Below are 15962 nucleotides of genomic sequence, written 5' to 3'. Positions count from 1 at the left end.
CAGACAGTTTGTAAGCGTGATGGGTTACGGAGAGGTTTGTTTGCAGGCGTGAGGCTAGGAGTGATGTGGTATGCAGCACATGGAGCGGTTAGTTCTTTGGTATGATGGCGGCTGCCCTTTATGTCTGCGCGAGATTGCCTTGATGCGCCGGTTAGACCGGGGCAAGCGCATTGATTTTGTTGACCTGATGGGGGCGTCAGGTGCTTGCCCTGTAGAGCGCGCGCTTATGCTGCAACGGCTACATGCACAAAAGGGGGACGTGCTGTATTCTGGTGCAGCGGCATTCGCAGCGATGTGGCGGGAAATACCGTTATTACGCTGGCTGGGACTTCTGGCGCAAAACCGTATTGTGTTGTGGGTGTTGGAGTGGGGGTATGGGCGTTTTTTAACGATACGTCCGTATTTACAGAAAATGTTGCGTTTAGGATGATGTGTCTCTGTGGTTTGTAGCGGTCAAGGCATTGCTGTGATGCGCTGAAAGGCAGTCTTGGAGTGCAGGGCTGATCTCTGGAAACGCCCAGTGATAGCCTAGTTCTTCGAGGCGCTTTGGACGAATTTGTTGGCTATTGAGCAGCATGCTCGACATTTCGCCAAGGGTAAGTTTTAGGGCCATCGCTGGGATATTGATTTTAGCTGGGCGGTGTAATGCGTGCGCTAAGGCTTGAGTGAAGTCTTGATTGCGAATGGTTTGTGGCGCGGTGGCATTATAGGGGCCGCGGCAGCTATCACTGTTTAAAAGAGTGTCATAGATCCGAATAATATCGTGCAGATGTACCCAAGGCATCCACTGAAGGCCATTTCCGATACATCCACCAAGCCCGAAGCGGAATGGCGGCACCATGCGCCGTAACATGCCACCATGGGCGGTGAGAACGGGGGCTGTCCTTACTGTTACGACGCGGGCTCCGTATTCTTGTGCTTGTAGAGCAGCATTTTCCCACGCGCTGCAAAGAGCGCTACCGAAATCGGTATTCTGTGCGGGGCTATCTTCTGTGATGAGGGTGTCGTGCTGGTTACCATACCAGCCAACGGCGGATGAGGATAAAAAAAGTGCAGGTTTGTGCTGTTGGTGCTTGAGGAACGCAACGAGTTTTTGTGTGAGGCTGATGCGGCTTTGCCATAAAATGGCGCGCCGTTTTTGTGTCCAGGGTCGGTCTGCGATAGGGGCCCCGGCGAGATTAACGACGGCGTCAAACCCGGGGGTAGAGTTGTGGAGAGTTTTAAGGTCTGATGTGCCGTGTGCGCCGGGGCATAATTGCGCCACACGCTCTGGGGTGCGGCTGAGAATGGTAATGTTATGGCCTTTCTCAAGCCAGTATGCGCTGAGTGAGCGGCCAATGAGCCCTGTGCCGCCTGTGATAAGAATATGCATAGGGTGCTCTCCGGAGACGGGGCGGGTGTTTTTATAAAAGGGTGGGGCTCTCTTGAGGTTCCGTCATATGCGAAAATATTAGAGCATTTTTTTATATGCGCGCGGGTGAGAATGCCTAAAGCGTTCGAGAAAAATATTTTTCATTATTTGAAAAAGTGATTTTTATTTCATATTGTAGGGAGTTATTTCTGTAGAGATATCTATAAAATCCGAATGTATTAGGGAGTTTATAGTATAGTGATGCATACGCCCAGATTATGGCTGTGCGTATGCGTTGTGTGAGGCGTTCAGCAATGTGGCGGTAGGTAGGTGATATATTTTGCCTCGGACGGTAGGTCCATTTCTGCGCGACGTGCGTCGAGTGTTTTGGGATTTTGTGCGCCGGCATCGAGTGAGCTTGGGGCGTAATGGTGGTTTTGGCAGGAGAGTTGAGAGCCGTAATGTTGCTCTCCTGTTGTGGCGAGCATGACGCGGTCATACATCAGAGCGTAGTCGGGTTTGGATGATTTTCCGGCTTTGGCTAACGGTTCGATTTGCCGCAATGTCATGACTTGAAGGGCGGGGTCATCATCGGCGTGTTGGATAAATAACCATAATGTATTAGCGGTATGCGGGCCTTCCTTGAGAATGCCGCTCCAGCCTTTTGTTTCGAGAACGTGTCGTGCCCAGCGCGTATTGTCCCGGTCAACAGTATTGAGTGTTAGAAAGACTCGGCCCATGAGGGCTTTTCTGATGTCAGGGTCGACGCCAGAGAGTTCTTGAAAATCGTTAAGCATTGGGGCGCGCCATACTTGATCTGGGATGACGCGGCGGGCGGTTTGGTCGATGATATCGTCGGATCGATGGAGAATGTTGGTGGCGTTAACAGCGGCATCAATGGCCATTTTATAGGCTTGGAAATAAGGAAGGCTGCGCTGATAGGCTGTTTGAAACTGCTCCCATGTTTTAAAATCTTTGATATTATAGCGTGCATAGTCCACTTGGCTGCAAATATGGTCTTGGTAGGTTTCTTTTTTGAGGTGGGTGGAAATTCCAATCTTTTTAAGGGCAGTTTCTTCAGTATAGGTTGCCTCTTGTGAGCATTGTTTGAGGTAGTCTGTGATGCTGCTCCAATTCTTTATTTGCTCAGGCGTGGCTCCGGGGAAAGCACCGCGGGCGAAGCTGTAATCGCTCGTATCCAATGTGCCATTTTTAATGAAGGGCGTAATACTTGGCGGCGGGGAGGCCGCGCAGAGGAAAATGGTGAGAGAGGATAAAAGAAGCGCTTTATATTTTGGCATGATCGAATCTTTTTCGATATATTTTGAATGTGAAATTATAAGTACATTTTATCAGAACATTATAGTGTAATGCTGGTAGCGCCTTCATGAACAGCGCGGGTGAGTAATTGAGCGACACGCTCGACAACATCGCCCCATTCTTGAAATGTGGTTTGCCGGACAATGCGCATATTGGGGTACCACGGGCTGTCTTCACGGTCTTGCAGCCAGCGCCAGCAATTTGTGGTGCGGTCCATCATAATGACGGGTTTGCCTAAAGCGCCAGCCAGATGAACCATGGATGTATCGACCGACACGACAATATCCAATGCGGAGACGAGGGCTGCTGTGTCATCCATGTCAAAGCATTGAGGCATATAATTGGTAATGTGTCCGGGGAAGTCAGGGAGTTGGTAGGCGGGTTCGTCTTTTTGCAGGGAATAGAACGAGATGCCCTGCAACGCAGCAAGGGGACTGAGAGCTTTGAGTGGCATGGAGCGTTTCCGGTCCAGCATGTAGGCGATGGAGTTTTCACTGCGTACGCCACCACCCCAGACAAGGCCAACTTTGAGTTTGGTGTCGTGCTGTAGAATCTTTTGCCACTGGGCGGATTTGTCGGTGTGTGTGGTGAGGTACGGCACGGGGGCACCCATGACGTCTCGTGTGGCTGAAAAGGCGCGGGGTAGGCTAATAAAGGGGCAGTGATAATCGTATTCGGGGGTATCACCGCCGACTTGCACAGTGTCTACGCCTTCAATGCGTTCGCACAATGGGGCTAATGTGCGTGTGCCCCAGATATGGACGCGTGCGCCAGTGCGGATGAGAGGCGGAATATAACGGAGATACATCAGTGTATCTCCCAAGCCTTCTTCTTGTGTGATGAGGATGCGTTTTCCGCTTAGGTCGAGCGTTGGTGTAATGCTGGGTAGTAAGCGATTTTGAGGCAGGCTGGTGTGACCGGGAAGGCCAAAGCGCCATTCATGCTCTGCCCAGCCTTGGGCCATGCGTCCGGCTTTTAGCATGGTGATGGAGTGGTTCAGCCGTAAGGCTGGTTCGTTTGGTGCGAGGGCAATAGCGCGTCGGTAAATATTGGCGGCTTCATCTAGTCGGCCGATATTCGTTAAGGTGCAGGCGAGGTTGCAGAGCGGGGTCCATTGGTCGGGCGCGCGCTTATGCAGTGTTTTGAGAATGGCGAGAGATTCATCAAAGCGGCCAGCTTCGGAATACACCATGGCCAAGGCATTGAGGGTATTATCGTTATTCGGCCGACGGTTTAGGCTTTCTTTGAGCAGGTGTTCCGCCTCGGTCAGGCGGTTCAGTTCCATAAGAACGGTGGCTTTGGCTTCAAGTAGGCGGATGTCTTCAGGAGTTAGCGCTATTGCGGCATCAAGCAGGTGGAGCAATTCGGGGCGAAGGCGCTGGGCAATGGCCTGTGGTAAGAATTGTGCGATGGCGTGAGGCCCGATGGTAGGGCTTGCATGAATGAAGGCTGTTGCTGCCGGGCTATATTGGCCTGAGAGAAAAAGAGCATGCCCTTTTAGGGCGTATGTTTCGGCTGTGGCGGGTATAGAGCCGAGCAATATCAGTGCTTGTTCAGAGTTTTTGGCTGCAAGTGCGTCGTGGCACTGAGTGATAAGTACATTATTATTCGGGTGCGATGCAGTAGACGTTGATGAATTATGGTCTGTCATGCAAGCACCGCTTAGGAAGATGGGTGTGTTAACGCGTTTATAGCGTTGAGTACATCCTCTAAAGCGTAAGGTTTGGTGATGTGTTTCGCAAGTGGTGAAGAAGTATCTGGTACGGCATTATGGCCACTTATGTACACAACGGGAAGCAATGGATGTTGGTTTCGTGCTGTTTTTACGATGTCCGCACCAGTGCCGTCGGCTAGGTAGTAATCTGTAATAAGGATCTCGAAAATGGGGCCATCTTTTAAGATGGCCTCCACTTCTTCAAGGCCGGAGGCTTCAGTGATGATGAAGTCTTCGCCCTCAAGGTACTCTGTTAAACAGAGCCGAATAATGAAGTCGTCCTCGACGACAAGTGCCGTACGAGAAGACATCATAATTTTACGAAGACCAGTTTTTTTCGAAGTCACCGAACAGTGTCAGGCCGCCATCAACAAAGAGTGTTTGGCCCGTAATGTAGGTGCTGTCTTCAGCGGCCAAGAAGGTGATGGCATCCGCGATTTCGCGGCTTTCACCCGGGCGCTTCATCGGGATATGTGATGAAACGTTCTTGTATTGCTCTGGGTCGTTGATCCAGGACATGTTGATCGGGGTGACGATCGCGCCAGGAGCAACGGCGTTTACGCGGATGCCGCGGCTTGCGTATTCGAGAGCCAGTGTGCGGACGATGTTGTCCACAGCACCCTTGGATGCTGAGTAGCCGAGGTAGTGTGGCTTTGGAATGATTTGGTGAACGGAAGAGTTCACGATGATCACGCCGTGAATGCCGTTTTCGAGCCAGTACTTAATGGCTTCGCGGCATGGCAGCATGACACCGGTGACGTTGACGGCCATAACGCCCTCAAAGTCTTCCAGCTTGATGTCTTCTGATGGAGACGCGATTTGGTAACCAGCGTTACAGACCAGAACGTCAAGGCCGCCCATGCTTTCGATGCTGCTTTGCATCAGGCGTTTTACGTCTGCTTCTTTAGAGATATCGCCTGTTGCGATAGCGTGGTCACCGACGGATGCCTTTGGCAGCTTATCGCGGACAGCAATGAGCTTGTCTTCTTTGCGGCCGTTCAGGGCAACCTGAGCGCCTTCTTCAGCGAAGCGTAGGGCAGTTGCTTCACCGATACCCTGAGATGCACCTGTGACAAGAACTTTCTTGCCGGCGAAACGATCTTTGTAAGGGGCGGGCATGGTTTACTCACCTCATCCTTCAGCGTGGTTGATGTCCAAAACGGAGCGAAACCGTGACGGCTCGTACGGTCAACGCAACATCTGCGAACAGGATGCTATGAAAACCGTACTGCCGTATAATTTCAACCGGCTTAGTCCATTTTTACGCCTAAGAGGTGAAAGAAATCAGGCTGCCTTCATGGTTTTGTTGAGGTCGTCCAGCACAGCGGCGGGGTCTTTATTCTCAAGAACCGCGACTTCTGCGACAAAACGCTCTTGGGCTGCTTCGAACAATTTGCGCTCGGAGAAGCTGCCGTCAAGGCTATCAACATTGCGGCGCAGGTCACGCAGCACTTCAGCAATCTGGATCAGATCACCAGAGTTGATCTTCTCTTGGTACGCGACGGCGCGGCGGGCCCACATGCCTTTGCTGACATGCGGCTTACCCTTGATGACCGTCATTGCTTTTTCAACAATGTCCCGCGTGACGATTTTACGCAGGCCTGCTTTGCGTGCTTTTGCCAGCGGGATACGCAACGTCATTTGGTTGCCGGGGAAGGAGATCTGGATCATCTCAATTGCGGTATCCGCAACTTCGACCGTGCCGATCTTATCGACACGTCCTACACCATGGGCAGCGTAAACGATGGAGTCACCTTCCTGAAACGGGTCAGAAACCTGTTCCGGGTCGGACTGGCGAGCGGTGTTCTCGGCAGCGGCACGTGCCATTTCGTCGGTCATGCCGCCCTTTTGGGGGGTCTTGAACGTATTCATAAGGTAAGCCTATAGCAGAAAATCCACCTTTTGTCCCGGTTTTTCGGTGAGGCATTATGGCTGGACGCCACGTTGGACCGTGAAGGCTGCGCCGGGTTGTTCTCCAATGGGTTGAAGGAGGTCACGTTCAATAGTGCGGGCCATTGTGGCCATGGGTAGTGCATGAACGGACGCGTTGAACGGTTCTTGTAGGTCACGGCCGCTACGATCCAGCATCTGGAACAAAACGCCTATAATGCTGGAGCCTAAAGGCGTGATCCAGCCGAGGGTTTGCACAGCGGAAAGTGGCAGGACGATGCAAAAGAGATGCGTGGCGATTTCTGGTAAGAGAGAATATTGCACAGGTAGTGGTGTGTTGCGGATACGCTCTAATCCGCCTTGTGCGTTGGCAATATCGGACAGGATGCGATCAACGGTACCATGCACAGCGCCATCAATATTATGCTTTACGACTTCGTCCCGAACGCCAAGACCAATGTGATATAAAAGGGCATTCGGAGCATTTGTGCAGGAAAAGACGGGGGCTTTCATGCTATCGGGTAGGAGGCGAGCCACGTCTTCGCCTGTTGCTTCACCTCTAAGGGCTGCACGTAAGACGTGTGGGTATGCAGCCATGGCGCGGGCAAGGTCAGGGCGACCACCGAGGAGTGAGGCGGCTTCACGGCCGAAAGAGCGGCAGTTATTGGTGATGGCGCCCCAAAGGGTGCGGCCTTCCCACCAGCGGGCGTAAGCGGCGTTATTGCGAATACCTAAAAAGAGCGCGAGTGCTGACCCCATGAGTGAGATGGGAAGGGTTGGTTGTTCCATCCAATCTTGATGGTACACTTGGAAAAGGATGACGACCACCAGATCCCATAAGGCGAGGATAATGAGGGGTGGTAAGGTTTCTTTGAAAAGTTGGATCAAGCCGTAGCGACGCTGAACAATCATAAGACCCCTCCTCAAGGGTGGCATTATGGTGTGTATGTTATCGGAAGAATTGAAGGTTTGGCTAACAGCAAAGTTTTGTTGGCCTGTATGAAAAGGTGACAGGATTATGGACGTAACGGCAGCAATCGCCCTGAAAGCTGGACAACCGCTTGAGGTTGATACCGTGCAGTTGGAAGGCCCGCGTGATGGTGAGGTCCTTGTCGAAATTAAAGCGACGGGGCTGTGCCATACGGATAAGTACACGCTTTCTGGTCAGGACCCAGAAGGGCTGTTCCCTGCCATTTTGGGCCATGAAGGTGCGGGAATTGTGCGTGAGGTTGGGGCCGGTGTGAAGCATCTGAAGCCGGGTGATCATGTGATCCCGCTCTACACGCCGGAGTGCCGGGAATGTAAGTCTTGCTTGTCACAAAAGACTAATCTTTGCACATCTATCCGGGCGACGCAGGGTAAGGGGCTGATGCCGGACGGGACATCACGTTTTTCTTACCGCGGTCAGCCTGTGTTGCATTACATGGGGTGTTCGACCTTCGCGAATTATACGGTTCTGCCGGAAATCGCTTTGGCGAAGATCCGTCCAGACGCGCCGTTCGATAAGGTCTGCTATATTGGGTGCGGTGTTACCACGGGTATTGGTGCTGTTTTGTTTACAGCGCAGGTTGAGGCGGGCGCGACGGTGGTTGTGTTCGGCTTGGGTGGCATTGGTCTGAATGTTATTCAAGGCGCGAAGATGGTTGGTGCAGGCCGGATCATCGGGGTGGATTTGAACCCAGAGCGTGCGGCGATTGCCCGTCAATTCGGCATGACCGATTTTGTAAATCCGAAAGATCTTGGGCCAAATGGCGATCTTGTTGGGCATATTATTGAGTTGACCGGTGGTGGTGCGGATTACACCTTTGAATGCGTTGGGAACGTGACGCTGATGCGTCAGGCGCTGGAATGTGCGCATCGTGGCTGGGGTGTATCCTGCGTCATTGGTGTGGCTGGGGCCGGTCAAGAGATTAGCACGCGTCCTTTCCAGTTGGTGACGGGCCGTCGTTGGATTGGTTCAGCTTTTGGTGGCGCACGTGGGCGTACGGATGTGCCGAAGATTGTGGATTGGTACATGGATGGCCGCATTAATATTGATAGTCTGATCACGCATAAGCTGCCGATTGAGCGGATTAATGAAGGCTTCGACATGATGGCACGGGGCGAAAGCATTCGTACCGTTGTTGAATTCTGATTGGCGGAGGCTGTTATGACCGCAACCTCAACGGTTGAGACATTAAAGCAGCAGAGTTGCTGCGGTGGGTCCGTTCGGCTTTTAAGCCATGCGTCTTCTGCACTGGGCTTGCCTGCGCAGTTTTCGGTGTTTTTGCCGAAAGAAGCTTTGGAGGGGCAGCGTGTGCCTGTGGTGCACGTGTTGGCTGGGTTAACCTGTAATCATGAGACGTTTTTGATCAAAGCGAATGCTGTGCGTTTTGCCGCGCAGCATGGTGTTGCTTTGGTCGCGCCAGATACGTCACCGCGTGGTGCGAATGTGCCTGAAGAGGATGAGCGTTATGATCTGGGGACGGGGGCTGGCTTTTATCTGAATGCTACGCAGGAACCGTGGCGGCGACACTACCAGATGGCGGCTTATGTGGGGGAAGAGCTTCCTGCTGTGACGGAGGCACTCTTTCACTTTGATGGTGAGCGCCGTGGGATTATGGGGCATTCTATGGGGGGGATGGGCGCGCTGGTTCAGGCGCTAACATTCCCTGAGCGTTGGAAAACCGTTTCTGCTTTTGCGCCGATTGCGCAGCCGAGCGTGATACCGTGGGGTGAGCGGGCTTTTACGGCGTATTTGGGTGAAGATCGTGCACAATGGCGCGCTTATGATCCATGCGCTTTGCTTGATGCAGGGCAGTGCCACCCGGGTACGGTTTTGGTTGATCAGGGTTTGCAAGATGAGTTCTTGGATATCTTAAATCCAGATGCTTTGGAGTGCGCGGCGAAGCGTGCGGGTCAGAGTTTGGTGCTTCGGAAGCATGATGCGTATGACCATTCCTATTGGTTCATACAAAGCATGATTGAAGATCATATGGCGCATCATGCGCGGGGACTTTTAGGATGAAATGGTTCGTTTATGCAGCTCTGCTGTTTCTGGCGGGGTGTGTTGGACAAAATACAGTGCCGAAAGAGGCATCTTTGACGCCCCATGAACATGGTGATTTTCGGCATGATACTTTAGCGCTGACATGGCAGCCGGGTTTTTGCTTGCCAGACAAGCCGGGGCATAATTGCCTTGCGGATCAACCGCGTACGCCGTTGATTGGTCTGCATGGTTTGTGGGCATCTGAGCCGTCCTCTTTAGAGGCGCAGGGTATTCCTGTTCAGAAATGGTGGATGCAGGGCTGTGCATTACTGGGTGAGGCCGATGGTGCGTTGACGCTTCGTCCTGAAACGGCAGCCGATTTGGCGGCTGTTATGCCGCATTTTGAGCACCCGTTAGTCGTGCATGAATATACGAAGCATGTGCAGTGTTTTGGTTATCCAGCGGATGATTTTTTTGTGACGGCGATGTCGCTACGTACGCGTTTTGAGGCGTCTGCCGCTGGGCGTTATTTGACGTCTTTGGCGGGCTCAAAAGTGCAGAGAGATGATGTTTTGGCGCAGATTCAGCATCTTTCTGGTGTGACGGCCGAGCGTGGTTTGCAGTTTCAGTGCAGTAAGCGGGCGGATGGCGCTGCCGTATTGAGTCAGATATGGATGACATTGGATCCACAAAAGCTGGATTCTTTCCCGCAGGCGGGGGCTTTTATGTCATCACCTTTTGACCAAAATTCGTGCCCTGCCAGTTTTATCGTGCCGAGTTGGTCTATGGTGCCGGAAGCTGTGCGTTAACGAAAATTAAAAAACACATTCGGCTTTAGTTGGTACAATTTTGACCTATTCCCTTTGTGCAGAGGGGAAGTTGTTGTTGGAAAGAGTAGAAAACGATGTTGAAAAAAATTGCTTTAATTGGGGCCACAGTTTTGACATTGGCGACAGCACCTGCTGTGCAAGCTCACGCAAAACTGCTTTCGGAAACGCCGGCGATTAATGCCAGCGGAGCAGCGCCAGCGAACATTACGCTCAATTTTTCTGAAAAATTGGCTCCTGCCTTTTCACGTGTGACGCTGAAAATGGTATCTATGCCGGGTATGGATATGCCGACGCCGCAAGACGTTCCGGTGAAGAGCAGTGTTTCTGCTGATGGTAAGTCCTTGGTGGCGGTTCCGGCGGAAGCATTGAGTGCGGGTAAGTATGTTGTGGAGTATCGTGCTGTTTCGACAGATACCCACCGCGTTAAAGGTGACTATCTGTTTACGGTTCAGTAATCTGATATGAGTGGGTGGATGGACTATTTTATACGTTTTGGCCTCTATACAGCGCTGACGATGTGCTTTGGAGGTTCATTTTTTCTATCCACCTATTTTGATGATGTTAAGGACAGTAAACACTTCCTTTCTATCAAATATATCTTTTCATTTTTTTGTGCGGCAGCATTGATTTTCTCAGTGTTGCAAATTGTTATGTTGACCGTAACGATGGAAGATATTGCTTTGTCAGATATTTCTCTGGAAGCAATATTTTTCCTTTTGCAGCAAGGTGGTTACGATGTCTTGTTTACTTTGCGTTTTGTGGCGCTAGGCGCCGTTCTTTTTCTCTCTTTGCGTAAGCCTTCGTCAAAAGCGAACTGGTTCGCAGGTGCCTGTCTGTCTGGAATTTCGCTCATCACAATGGTGTGGTTAGGGCATGCGGCATCTTATGAGGTGAGTATTGGGTGGATGTTGTTGGTTGTGGACGCGATCCATATATTAACGGCAGCAGCGTGGGGTGGATCTCTTTTTGCTTTTTGTTGGTTGATTTTTGGTAATAAAGAAGCAGTCGTTTCCGAACGGATTTTAAAAAAGTTTTCGATTATTGGTTATGTGATTGTTGTCTTGATGTTGCTTACCGGGGCTGCGAACACATACTTTATGGTTGGTGGGGATATTGCAGATTATCTCCATCCTGATTTTTACGTTATTCTCATTTATATGAAATTAATTGCTTTTAGCATGATGTTGCTCTTTGCCTCTTTGAATCATTTTGTGCTTACTCCCCGCTTGGGAAGGGGGCTAGATGATGGCAGAGCAACGGAAGTGGCTGTGAGGCGTCTGCGTATCAGTGTGTTGTCTGAATATGTGTTCTATCTGGTGATTATGGCGCTGGTAGCGGTTGTGGGGGTGCAAAGCCCCACGCCGGATATGTGATTAGGATTTTGTTTGATAGAGAATATCGGGTGAAATCTCAGGGGCGCTGGTGTCTTGTAGGCCAGTTGGTGTGACACCGTGATAAAAGCAACTCCGTCGTCCTGTGTGGCAAGCCACGCCTGTTTGCTCAACAATAACGAGAAGAGCGTCTTGATCGCAGTCTAGGCGGGCTTCGAGCAGGCGTTGGCGTTGACCGGAGGTTTCTCCTTTGCGCCAGAGTTTTTGGCGGCTGCGGGACCAATAGCAGACTTGGCCGGTTAATAATGTTTCGGTTACGGCGTCTTTGTTCATCCATGCCAGCATCAGGATTTCTCCATCAGGGGCTTGGGCAATGGCCGCGATGAGGCCGTCTTTATCGTACTGTATGGCGTCACAGATAGTGTTGATGCGTTCGATTGGCGGGGGGGTGTAGCTCATGGTGATGGAGTTTCTTCTTGTGTGGATTGGGGACGTAATTCTGCGGGGAACCAATTGGGCCAGACAACCTGTACCGTTTCGCCATTGAGGGTAAGGGCGTCGCTGGACCATGCTTCACGGCGGAGCAGGGCGAGGGCCGTGGTTGCGTGATGGGAGCGTAATTCGCCAACATCTTTTCCGTTGAGCAGGATAGGGCCTGGGGTGGAAAAGGCTGTGCTGGGGCCGGTGATAGGTAGGATGCGGCGCTTGAGTACAGCGCGGTAATGGGTACGGGCGGTGAGCTCTTGCCCCATATAGCAGCCTTTGGAGAACGAAACGCCGTGGAGCACGTCCATATTCGCTTCAAGTGCTAATGTTTTTTCGGCTTCAAAATCGGTCCAGTCGGGGAGGCCGAGTGAGAGGCGACGGATGAGATAGGCCTGCGGTGTTTCGCCCATTATGTCACAGTCTGGAGTGATCAGTGCGCGCCATCCCGCTTGCTCTGTCCTTGGGTCTGGGGACGAGATGCTGTGTGGTGGTGGGGAGGTCCCGTCTGGGCCTGTGATGACACGGAAATCTGTTGTTAGGATACGAACATCAGCGCGAAGGCGGAACCGGGAGAGGCGCTTTGTTAAAGTTTCGGCATGCTCAGCCGGGCAGTCCATGAGCAGGCGTGGGGTTTCTTGTGTGGTGTCTTCATATAAGAAGAATTCACTAAGCCAGCGTCCCTGTGGTGTGAGGACGGCGCTCCATAGCGCATGACCTTGTGAGACGAGGGTCACATCGTTGCTCACCAAGCCTTGCAGGAAGGTGATGCGGTCTTGTCCTTCGAAGGCGAGGACGGCGCGGTCTGAGAGAAAGCCTGTCATAAGAATAAGACGTAGCGGATCGCTTCTGCGTCCGGCAAGTCATGAAGCGGTGAGGGGTGCTTGCGTGCTGTTCATCGGCGGGGAATAGTACAGCGATTATCTGTGATAGGGTGCGTTATTGCCCTTAAGCGTTAAGTAGAGCGATTCTTGACATGCCAGCGTCCGAAATTATTGACCCGACGAGTAACCCGGCAAGGAACCGCAAGCGGATTCTGCAATTTGTTGGGCCAGTTTTAGGCGTTATTTTGGTCATTGGCGGTATCGTCGCGATTAGTTTGCACAACTACCAGACTATGCGCGGTGGTGTGATTTCGCTCTCTCGTGATTTATTGCGCAGTCAGCAGCGTTATGTGACGGAAGAAGTGGAGCATTACCTTGCCCCGGCGTCAGATAGTGCCAGTATTGCGCCAGATATGTTTGATATTCCGGTTGATGCGAGTTCGCCCGACACATTTATGCTGTATGGCCGTTCGATGTTGGCGCATTTGCCGCAGGTGGATAGTTTTTATCTGGCGAATGATAAAGGCGAGTTTTGGATGGTCATTCGCCATAAGGGTGCTTATGATCAGACGCATCTGCAGGTTGAAAATGGGCAGAGTGTTTATCGCCATACTTATGTTGATCAAGCTGGGAACTGGTTAGGGACAGGCGCAGACCCAGGAGATCAAGGGACGTTTCGGCAGAGGCCATGGTTCGCGGGAGCAATGGCTAAGGCCGACCATCAATTGTATTGGACGGACCCTTACGCTTACTTGGCAACGCATCAGTTTATTATCACGGCGTCTATCCCGTTTACGACGAGTGACGGGCACCGGAATGTGTTCGCAATTAATATCTCTTTGAATCGTCTGACGGAATTTTTGAATTCCTTGCAGGTTGGTAAGAGCGGGCAGGCTGTGATTGTGGACCTGCAGGGACATGTCATTGCCGGACATAACGTTGCAGCTTTGTCGCAGAAGGACGGGTTTGATCCATCGCACCTTCTTTTGGACCCTGTGACGCAGCCCGTTTTTACGCGGGCTTTGAATGTGTATCGGGTCAATGGCTCAGGGGCCGGATTGGTACATGCCCGGAATAAGAATTACGTCACGATTGCATCGGCGTTGCCGATGGTGCACCGCGATTGGGTTTTGCTGCTTAATGCGCCGGAAAATGATTTCTCTGATTTTGCGCAAAGTGCGCGGCGGCGTAATTTAGGCTTTTCGTTGATTGTGGTGGCCTTAGCGCTGTTATTGGCTGTTGGCGTGATTTTTCAGGGGCGGCGAGTTGAGCAAATACGCGGTCTGTTGGAGCGAGCGCGGCATCGTGTGAAGTCTGAAAATGCTGCATTGTTGAGCTTGGCGCGTACACCAGATTTATTTTCGGCGGAGCATGATGTTCCAGCTTTGACAGAGATTTTAGCGCAACGAACATTGGCGCGGCGTGTGAGTGTGTGGCGCTTCCTGTCCGGCGGAGAGAGGCTGATCTCAGAGGACACCTTTGAGGCGGAGCATGATGTGCATGGGGCGGGCTTTACGCTTTCCCGTGCTGAGCATGATGAGTTTTTCTCTATGCTGTTGGAGGGGCATGAGTTTACGGTTGATGATGCTGGACGTGATGAAAAAACACGTAATTTCCAAAGGCTCTTTATGCGGCCTTTTGGTACGGCGTCATTGCATGCTTATCCCATCATTGCGAATGGGCATATTGTTGGTTGCATGATGTTGGAAGATGCTCGGTTAGCGCAGGGAGCGGAGCATATTATCGCGGTTGTCGGCGCGATTACTGGGTTGCGCTTTGTGCAGGCAGCGGAGGAAGAGGCGCAGCAGGGTATTTCGTTACCTCTGCATGATGATCATAAGGCGCAAACGCGTTTTGACGAAGGTTTTTTACTGTCCCCTGCAGGGCAGATGTCTTCTGTGCCGAGTGGTATTTATCCAGCTGTTCCGGTGGCAGTGATTTCGTTTGCAGAAACTTTTTCGGCGGACCGTAAAGCGGTAGAGCGCAGTATTGCGCTGGTCTCTGAGATTGGGGCCGTTATTCAGCGTATTGCGCAGGATGCGGGTCTCTTTTCAGTACAAGTGGTGAGTAATCGCATTGTTTTGATTGGCGGGTGCCGACAGGAGGTGGATGCTGTTGCGGCTATTCGCCTCGCGGATGCGGCTATTTTGATCCGTGAAGCCTGTTATGTGCGTCTGGCTCAGGCGGATATGGACCCTGTGTTCCGTATCGGTTTGGATATGGGGCCATTGGCGGTAGCTCAGTTGGGTAATGCGCCTTCAGTATTGAATTTTTGGGGGCGTGCGATTGTGGCGGCAGAGCGTTTGGCGCTGACTGCGCCAGATGCGGGTACCATTCAAGTGTCAGAAGATGCTTATACGGTGTTGAGGGAGCAATTTTTATTCCGTTCGCGTGGCATGTTCTTTGTGCCGGGGCGTGGGGCTGTACAAAGCTTTACGTTGGCGGGGCGCCGGGAATGATGCGTGTGCGGCGTATGTTGGCGGCAATTGGGCGGTTCACGCGTGGGCAAGCGCGTTTTTCGCTTATGGCGTTTGGTACGGGGTGGGGAGTGCTGCGTGAAGCTGTGATCCCGTCAACGTGGCGCCGGACGGTACGTATTGAATTTTGGAAAACGTTACAGCAAGCCACAAAGGGCGCACTGGTGAGTGTGCTGGTGACGGCGGCGTTGACGGGATTTGGTATTGTTGCGCAAGCGGTATATTGGCTTGGCTTTGCTGGGATCGCGCAAATGACCGGGTCTATTTTGTCGACCGTTCTGGTGCGTGAAATTGCGCCGATTTTGGTGGGTGTCATTTTGCTCGGGCGTTCAGGGATGTTGACGCTGACGGAGTTGGGCACTTTAACGATTGGCGGTGAAATGCGGGTCCTGAAAGGGATGGGTGTTGACCCGTTTTTGGCATTTATTCTGCCGCGTAGCTTAGCCATGATGGTGAGCGGTTTTACGCTTGGTATTGTGTTTAGTATTGCCGCGTTATTGGTGGGGTACATCGTCTGCCGGGTGGAGGGTGTGCTCAGTATGCCGGTCTGGACATTTTTTGATCAGGTTGTCAGTTCGGTGCATGCGGTTGATTATTTGTCTATTCCCGGCCGATTAATTTTAAGTGCTTTCGCGATTGGGATTACCTCGTGTTTGACGGGGGTGGATGCAACGGCAGATGATGACTTGGCCGCGTTATTGCCGCGAGGCTTTGCGCGGGGGATGCTGGCCGTTATGGGCATTAATGTGTTGTTCAGCGTGATGGTGGGATGAG

Annotated in this window: 17 protein-coding genes; 8 read left to right on the top strand and 9 right to left on the bottom strand. The window is 52.0% G+C overall.

The annotated features are described in order from the left end of the window. The first annotated feature begins 70 nt into the window (after positions 1 to 70). Entirely contained in the window at positions 71 to 430 is a 360-nt protein-coding gene (locus KB213_RS04435) for a thiol-disulfide oxidoreductase DCC family protein (protein ID WP_249110216.1), read from the top strand. Here the strand turns inward: KB213_RS04435 and KB213_RS04430 are convergent. From KB213_RS04430 to KB213_RS04400, 7 genes are all read right to left on the bottom strand, one after another. Further along, positions 422 to 1372 (bottom strand): TIGR01777 family oxidoreductase, encoded by a 951-nt coding sequence (locus tag KB213_RS04430; RefSeq protein WP_211680804.1) that lies wholly within the window; start codon positions 1370 to 1372, stop codon positions 422 to 424. The genes KB213_RS04435 and KB213_RS04430 overlap by 9 nt on opposite strands. Positions 1373 to 1659: 287 nt before the next feature. Further along, positions 1660 to 2652 carry a DUF6624 domain-containing protein gene (locus KB213_RS04425; RefSeq protein ID WP_211680803.1) on the bottom strand — a complete coding sequence of 331 codons (993 nt, stop codon included), beginning with the start codon at positions 2650 to 2652 and terminating at the stop codon, positions 1660 to 1662. 59 nt (positions 2653 to 2711) lie between these two features. Next, positions 2712 to 4322 carry a tetratricopeptide repeat protein gene (locus KB213_RS04420; protein WP_211680802.1) on the bottom strand — a complete coding sequence of 537 codons (1611 nt, stop codon included), beginning with the start codon at positions 4320 to 4322 and terminating at the stop codon, positions 2712 to 2714. Positions 4323 to 4333: 11 nt separating this feature from the next. Continuing rightward, positions 4334 to 4699 (bottom strand): response regulator, encoded by a 366-nt coding sequence (locus KB213_RS04415; protein WP_211680801.1) that lies wholly within the window; start codon positions 4697 to 4699, stop codon positions 4334 to 4336. A 4-nt stretch (positions 4700 to 4703) separates the two neighbouring features. Continuing rightward, positions 4704 to 5504, bottom strand: coding sequence for an SDR family NAD(P)-dependent oxidoreductase (locus KB213_RS04410; RefSeq protein ID WP_211680800.1), 801 nt, complete (start codon positions 5502 to 5504; stop codon positions 4704 to 4706). 165 nt (positions 5505 to 5669) lie between these two features. Further along, positions 5670 to 6257, bottom strand: coding sequence for a CarD family transcriptional regulator (locus tag KB213_RS04405; protein ID WP_211680799.1), 588 nt, complete (start codon positions 6255 to 6257; stop codon positions 5670 to 5672). A 54-nt stretch (positions 6258 to 6311) separates the two neighbouring features. Then, a complete protein-coding gene (locus KB213_RS04400; RefSeq protein ID WP_211680798.1) occupies positions 6312 to 7187 on the bottom strand; it encodes a bestrophin family protein in 876 nt (291 codons plus the stop codon). A gap of 106 nt (positions 7188 to 7293) precedes the next feature. Here KB213_RS04400 and KB213_RS04395 point away from each other — a divergent pair, with 106 nt between their 5' ends. The 5 genes from KB213_RS04395 to KB213_RS04375 all read left to right on the top strand — a co-directional run bounded on the left by KB213_RS04395 (position 7294) and on the right by KB213_RS04375 (position 11446). Next, positions 7294 to 8409, top strand: coding sequence for an S-(hydroxymethyl)glutathione dehydrogenase/class III alcohol dehydrogenase (locus tag KB213_RS04395; RefSeq protein WP_211680797.1), 1116 nt, complete (start codon positions 7294 to 7296; stop codon positions 8407 to 8409). 15 nt (positions 8410 to 8424) lie between these two features. Further along, a complete protein-coding gene (gene fghA, locus KB213_RS04390; protein ID WP_211680796.1) occupies positions 8425 to 9282 on the top strand; it encodes an S-formylglutathione hydrolase in 858 nt (285 codons plus the stop codon). Further along, positions 9279 to 10052: a ribonuclease T2 family protein gene (locus KB213_RS04385; RefSeq protein WP_211680795.1), complete on the top strand. Its 774-nt coding sequence runs from the start codon at positions 9279 to 9281 to the stop codon at positions 10050 to 10052. The genes fghA and KB213_RS04385 overlap by 4 nt, the downstream gene beginning before the upstream one ends. A 95-nt stretch (positions 10053 to 10147) precedes the next feature. Continuing rightward, positions 10148 to 10528: a copper homeostasis periplasmic binding protein CopC gene (copC, locus tag KB213_RS04380; RefSeq protein ID WP_211680794.1), complete on the top strand. Its 381-nt coding sequence runs from the start codon at positions 10148 to 10150 to the stop codon at positions 10526 to 10528. A gap of 18 nt (positions 10529 to 10546) precedes the next feature. Next, the gene (locus tag KB213_RS04375; protein ID WP_211680793.1) at positions 10547 to 11446 is read left to right on the top strand and encodes a CopD family protein; all 900 of its coding nucleotides are present in this window, start codon (positions 10547 to 10549) and stop codon (positions 11444 to 11446) included. On the opposite strand, the gene hisI is transcribed toward KB213_RS04375, so the two are convergent. Continuing rightward, complete coding sequence (gene hisI / locus KB213_RS04370) at positions 11447 to 11863, bottom strand: phosphoribosyl-AMP cyclohydrolase (RefSeq protein ID WP_211680792.1); 417 nt, start codon at positions 11861 to 11863, stop codon at positions 11447 to 11449. After that, positions 11860 to 12711, bottom strand: a complete 852-nt coding sequence (ygfZ, locus tag KB213_RS04365) for a CAF17-like 4Fe-4S cluster assembly/insertion protein YgfZ (protein ID WP_211680791.1) — start codon at positions 12709 to 12711, stop codon at positions 11860 to 11862. Before ygfZ ends, hisI begins: the two co-directional genes overlap by 4 nt. A gap of 152 nt (positions 12712 to 12863) precedes the next feature. On the opposite strand from ygfZ, the gene KB213_RS04360 reads away from it, so the two are divergent. Beyond that, positions 12864 to 15170 (top strand): cache domain-containing protein, encoded by a 2307-nt coding sequence (locus KB213_RS04360; protein WP_211680790.1) that lies wholly within the window; start codon positions 12864 to 12866, stop codon positions 15168 to 15170. Next, positions 15167 to 15961 carry an MlaE family ABC transporter permease gene (locus KB213_RS04355; protein ID WP_211680789.1) on the top strand — a complete coding sequence of 265 codons (795 nt, stop codon included), beginning with the start codon at positions 15167 to 15169 and terminating at the stop codon, positions 15959 to 15961. Before KB213_RS04360 ends, KB213_RS04355 begins: the two co-directional genes overlap by 4 nt. The last annotated feature ends 1 nt before the right edge of the window (position 15962 follow it).

Origin of the sequence: Neokomagataea anthophila (assembly GCF_018122595.1) — a bacterium.
In the GTDB taxonomy this organism is placed as follows: Bacteria; Pseudomonadota; Alphaproteobacteria; order Acetobacterales; family Acetobacteraceae; genus Gluconobacter; species Gluconobacter anthophilus.
This window is presented reverse-complemented; position numbering and strand designations above follow the sequence as displayed.

Bases quoted from the DNA above. Each gene is read 5' to 3' on its own strand.
- KB213_RS04435 (WP_249110216.1), top strand. From the start codon at position 71: ATGCAGCACATGGAGCGGTTAGTTCTTTGGTATGATGGCGGCTGCCCT.
- KB213_RS04430 (WP_211680804.1), bottom strand. From the start codon at position 1,372: ATGCATATTCTTATCACAGGCGGCACAGGGCTCATTGGCCGCTCACTC.
- KB213_RS04425 (WP_211680803.1), bottom strand. From the start codon at position 2,652: ATGCCAAAATATAAAGCGCTTCTTTTATCCTCTCTCACCATTTTCCTC.
- KB213_RS04420 (WP_211680802.1), bottom strand. From the start codon at position 4,322: ATGACAGACCATAATTCATCAACGTCTACTGCATCGCACCCGAATAAT.
- KB213_RS04415 (WP_211680801.1), bottom strand. From the start codon at position 4,699: ATGATGTCTTCTCGTACGGCACTTGTCGTCGAGGACGACTTCATTATT.
- KB213_RS04410 (WP_211680800.1), bottom strand. From the start codon at position 5,504: ATGCCCGCCCCTTACAAAGATCGTTTCGCCGGCAAGAAAGTTCTTGTC.
- KB213_RS04405 (WP_211680799.1), bottom strand. From the start codon at position 6,257: ATGAATACGTTCAAGACCCCCCAAAAGGGCGGCATGACCGACGAAATG.
- KB213_RS04400 (WP_211680798.1), bottom strand. From the start codon at position 7,187: ATGATTGTTCAGCGTCGCTACGGCTTGATCCAACTTTTCAAAGAAACC.
- KB213_RS04395 (WP_211680797.1), top strand. From the start codon at position 7,294: ATGGACGTAACGGCAGCAATCGCCCTGAAAGCTGGACAACCGCTTGAG.
- fghA (WP_211680796.1), top strand. From the start codon at position 8,425: ATGACCGCAACCTCAACGGTTGAGACATTAAAGCAGCAGAGTTGCTGC.
- KB213_RS04385 (WP_211680795.1), top strand. From the start codon at position 9,279: ATGAAATGGTTCGTTTATGCAGCTCTGCTGTTTCTGGCGGGGTGTGTT.
- copC (WP_211680794.1), top strand. From the start codon at position 10,148: ATGTTGAAAAAAATTGCTTTAATTGGGGCCACAGTTTTGACATTGGCG.
- KB213_RS04375 (WP_211680793.1), top strand. From the start codon at position 10,547: ATGGACTATTTTATACGTTTTGGCCTCTATACAGCGCTGACGATGTGC.
- hisI (WP_211680792.1), bottom strand. From the start codon at position 11,863: ATGAGCTACACCCCCCCGCCAATCGAACGCATCAACACTATCTGTGAC.
- ygfZ (WP_211680791.1), bottom strand. From the start codon at position 12,711: ATGACAGGCTTTCTCTCAGACCGCGCCGTCCTCGCCTTCGAAGGACAA.
- KB213_RS04360 (WP_211680790.1), top strand. From the start codon at position 12,864: ATGCCAGCGTCCGAAATTATTGACCCGACGAGTAACCCGGCAAGGAAC.
- KB213_RS04355 (WP_211680789.1), top strand. From the start codon at position 15,167: ATGATGCGTGTGCGGCGTATGTTGGCGGCAATTGGGCGGTTCACGCGT.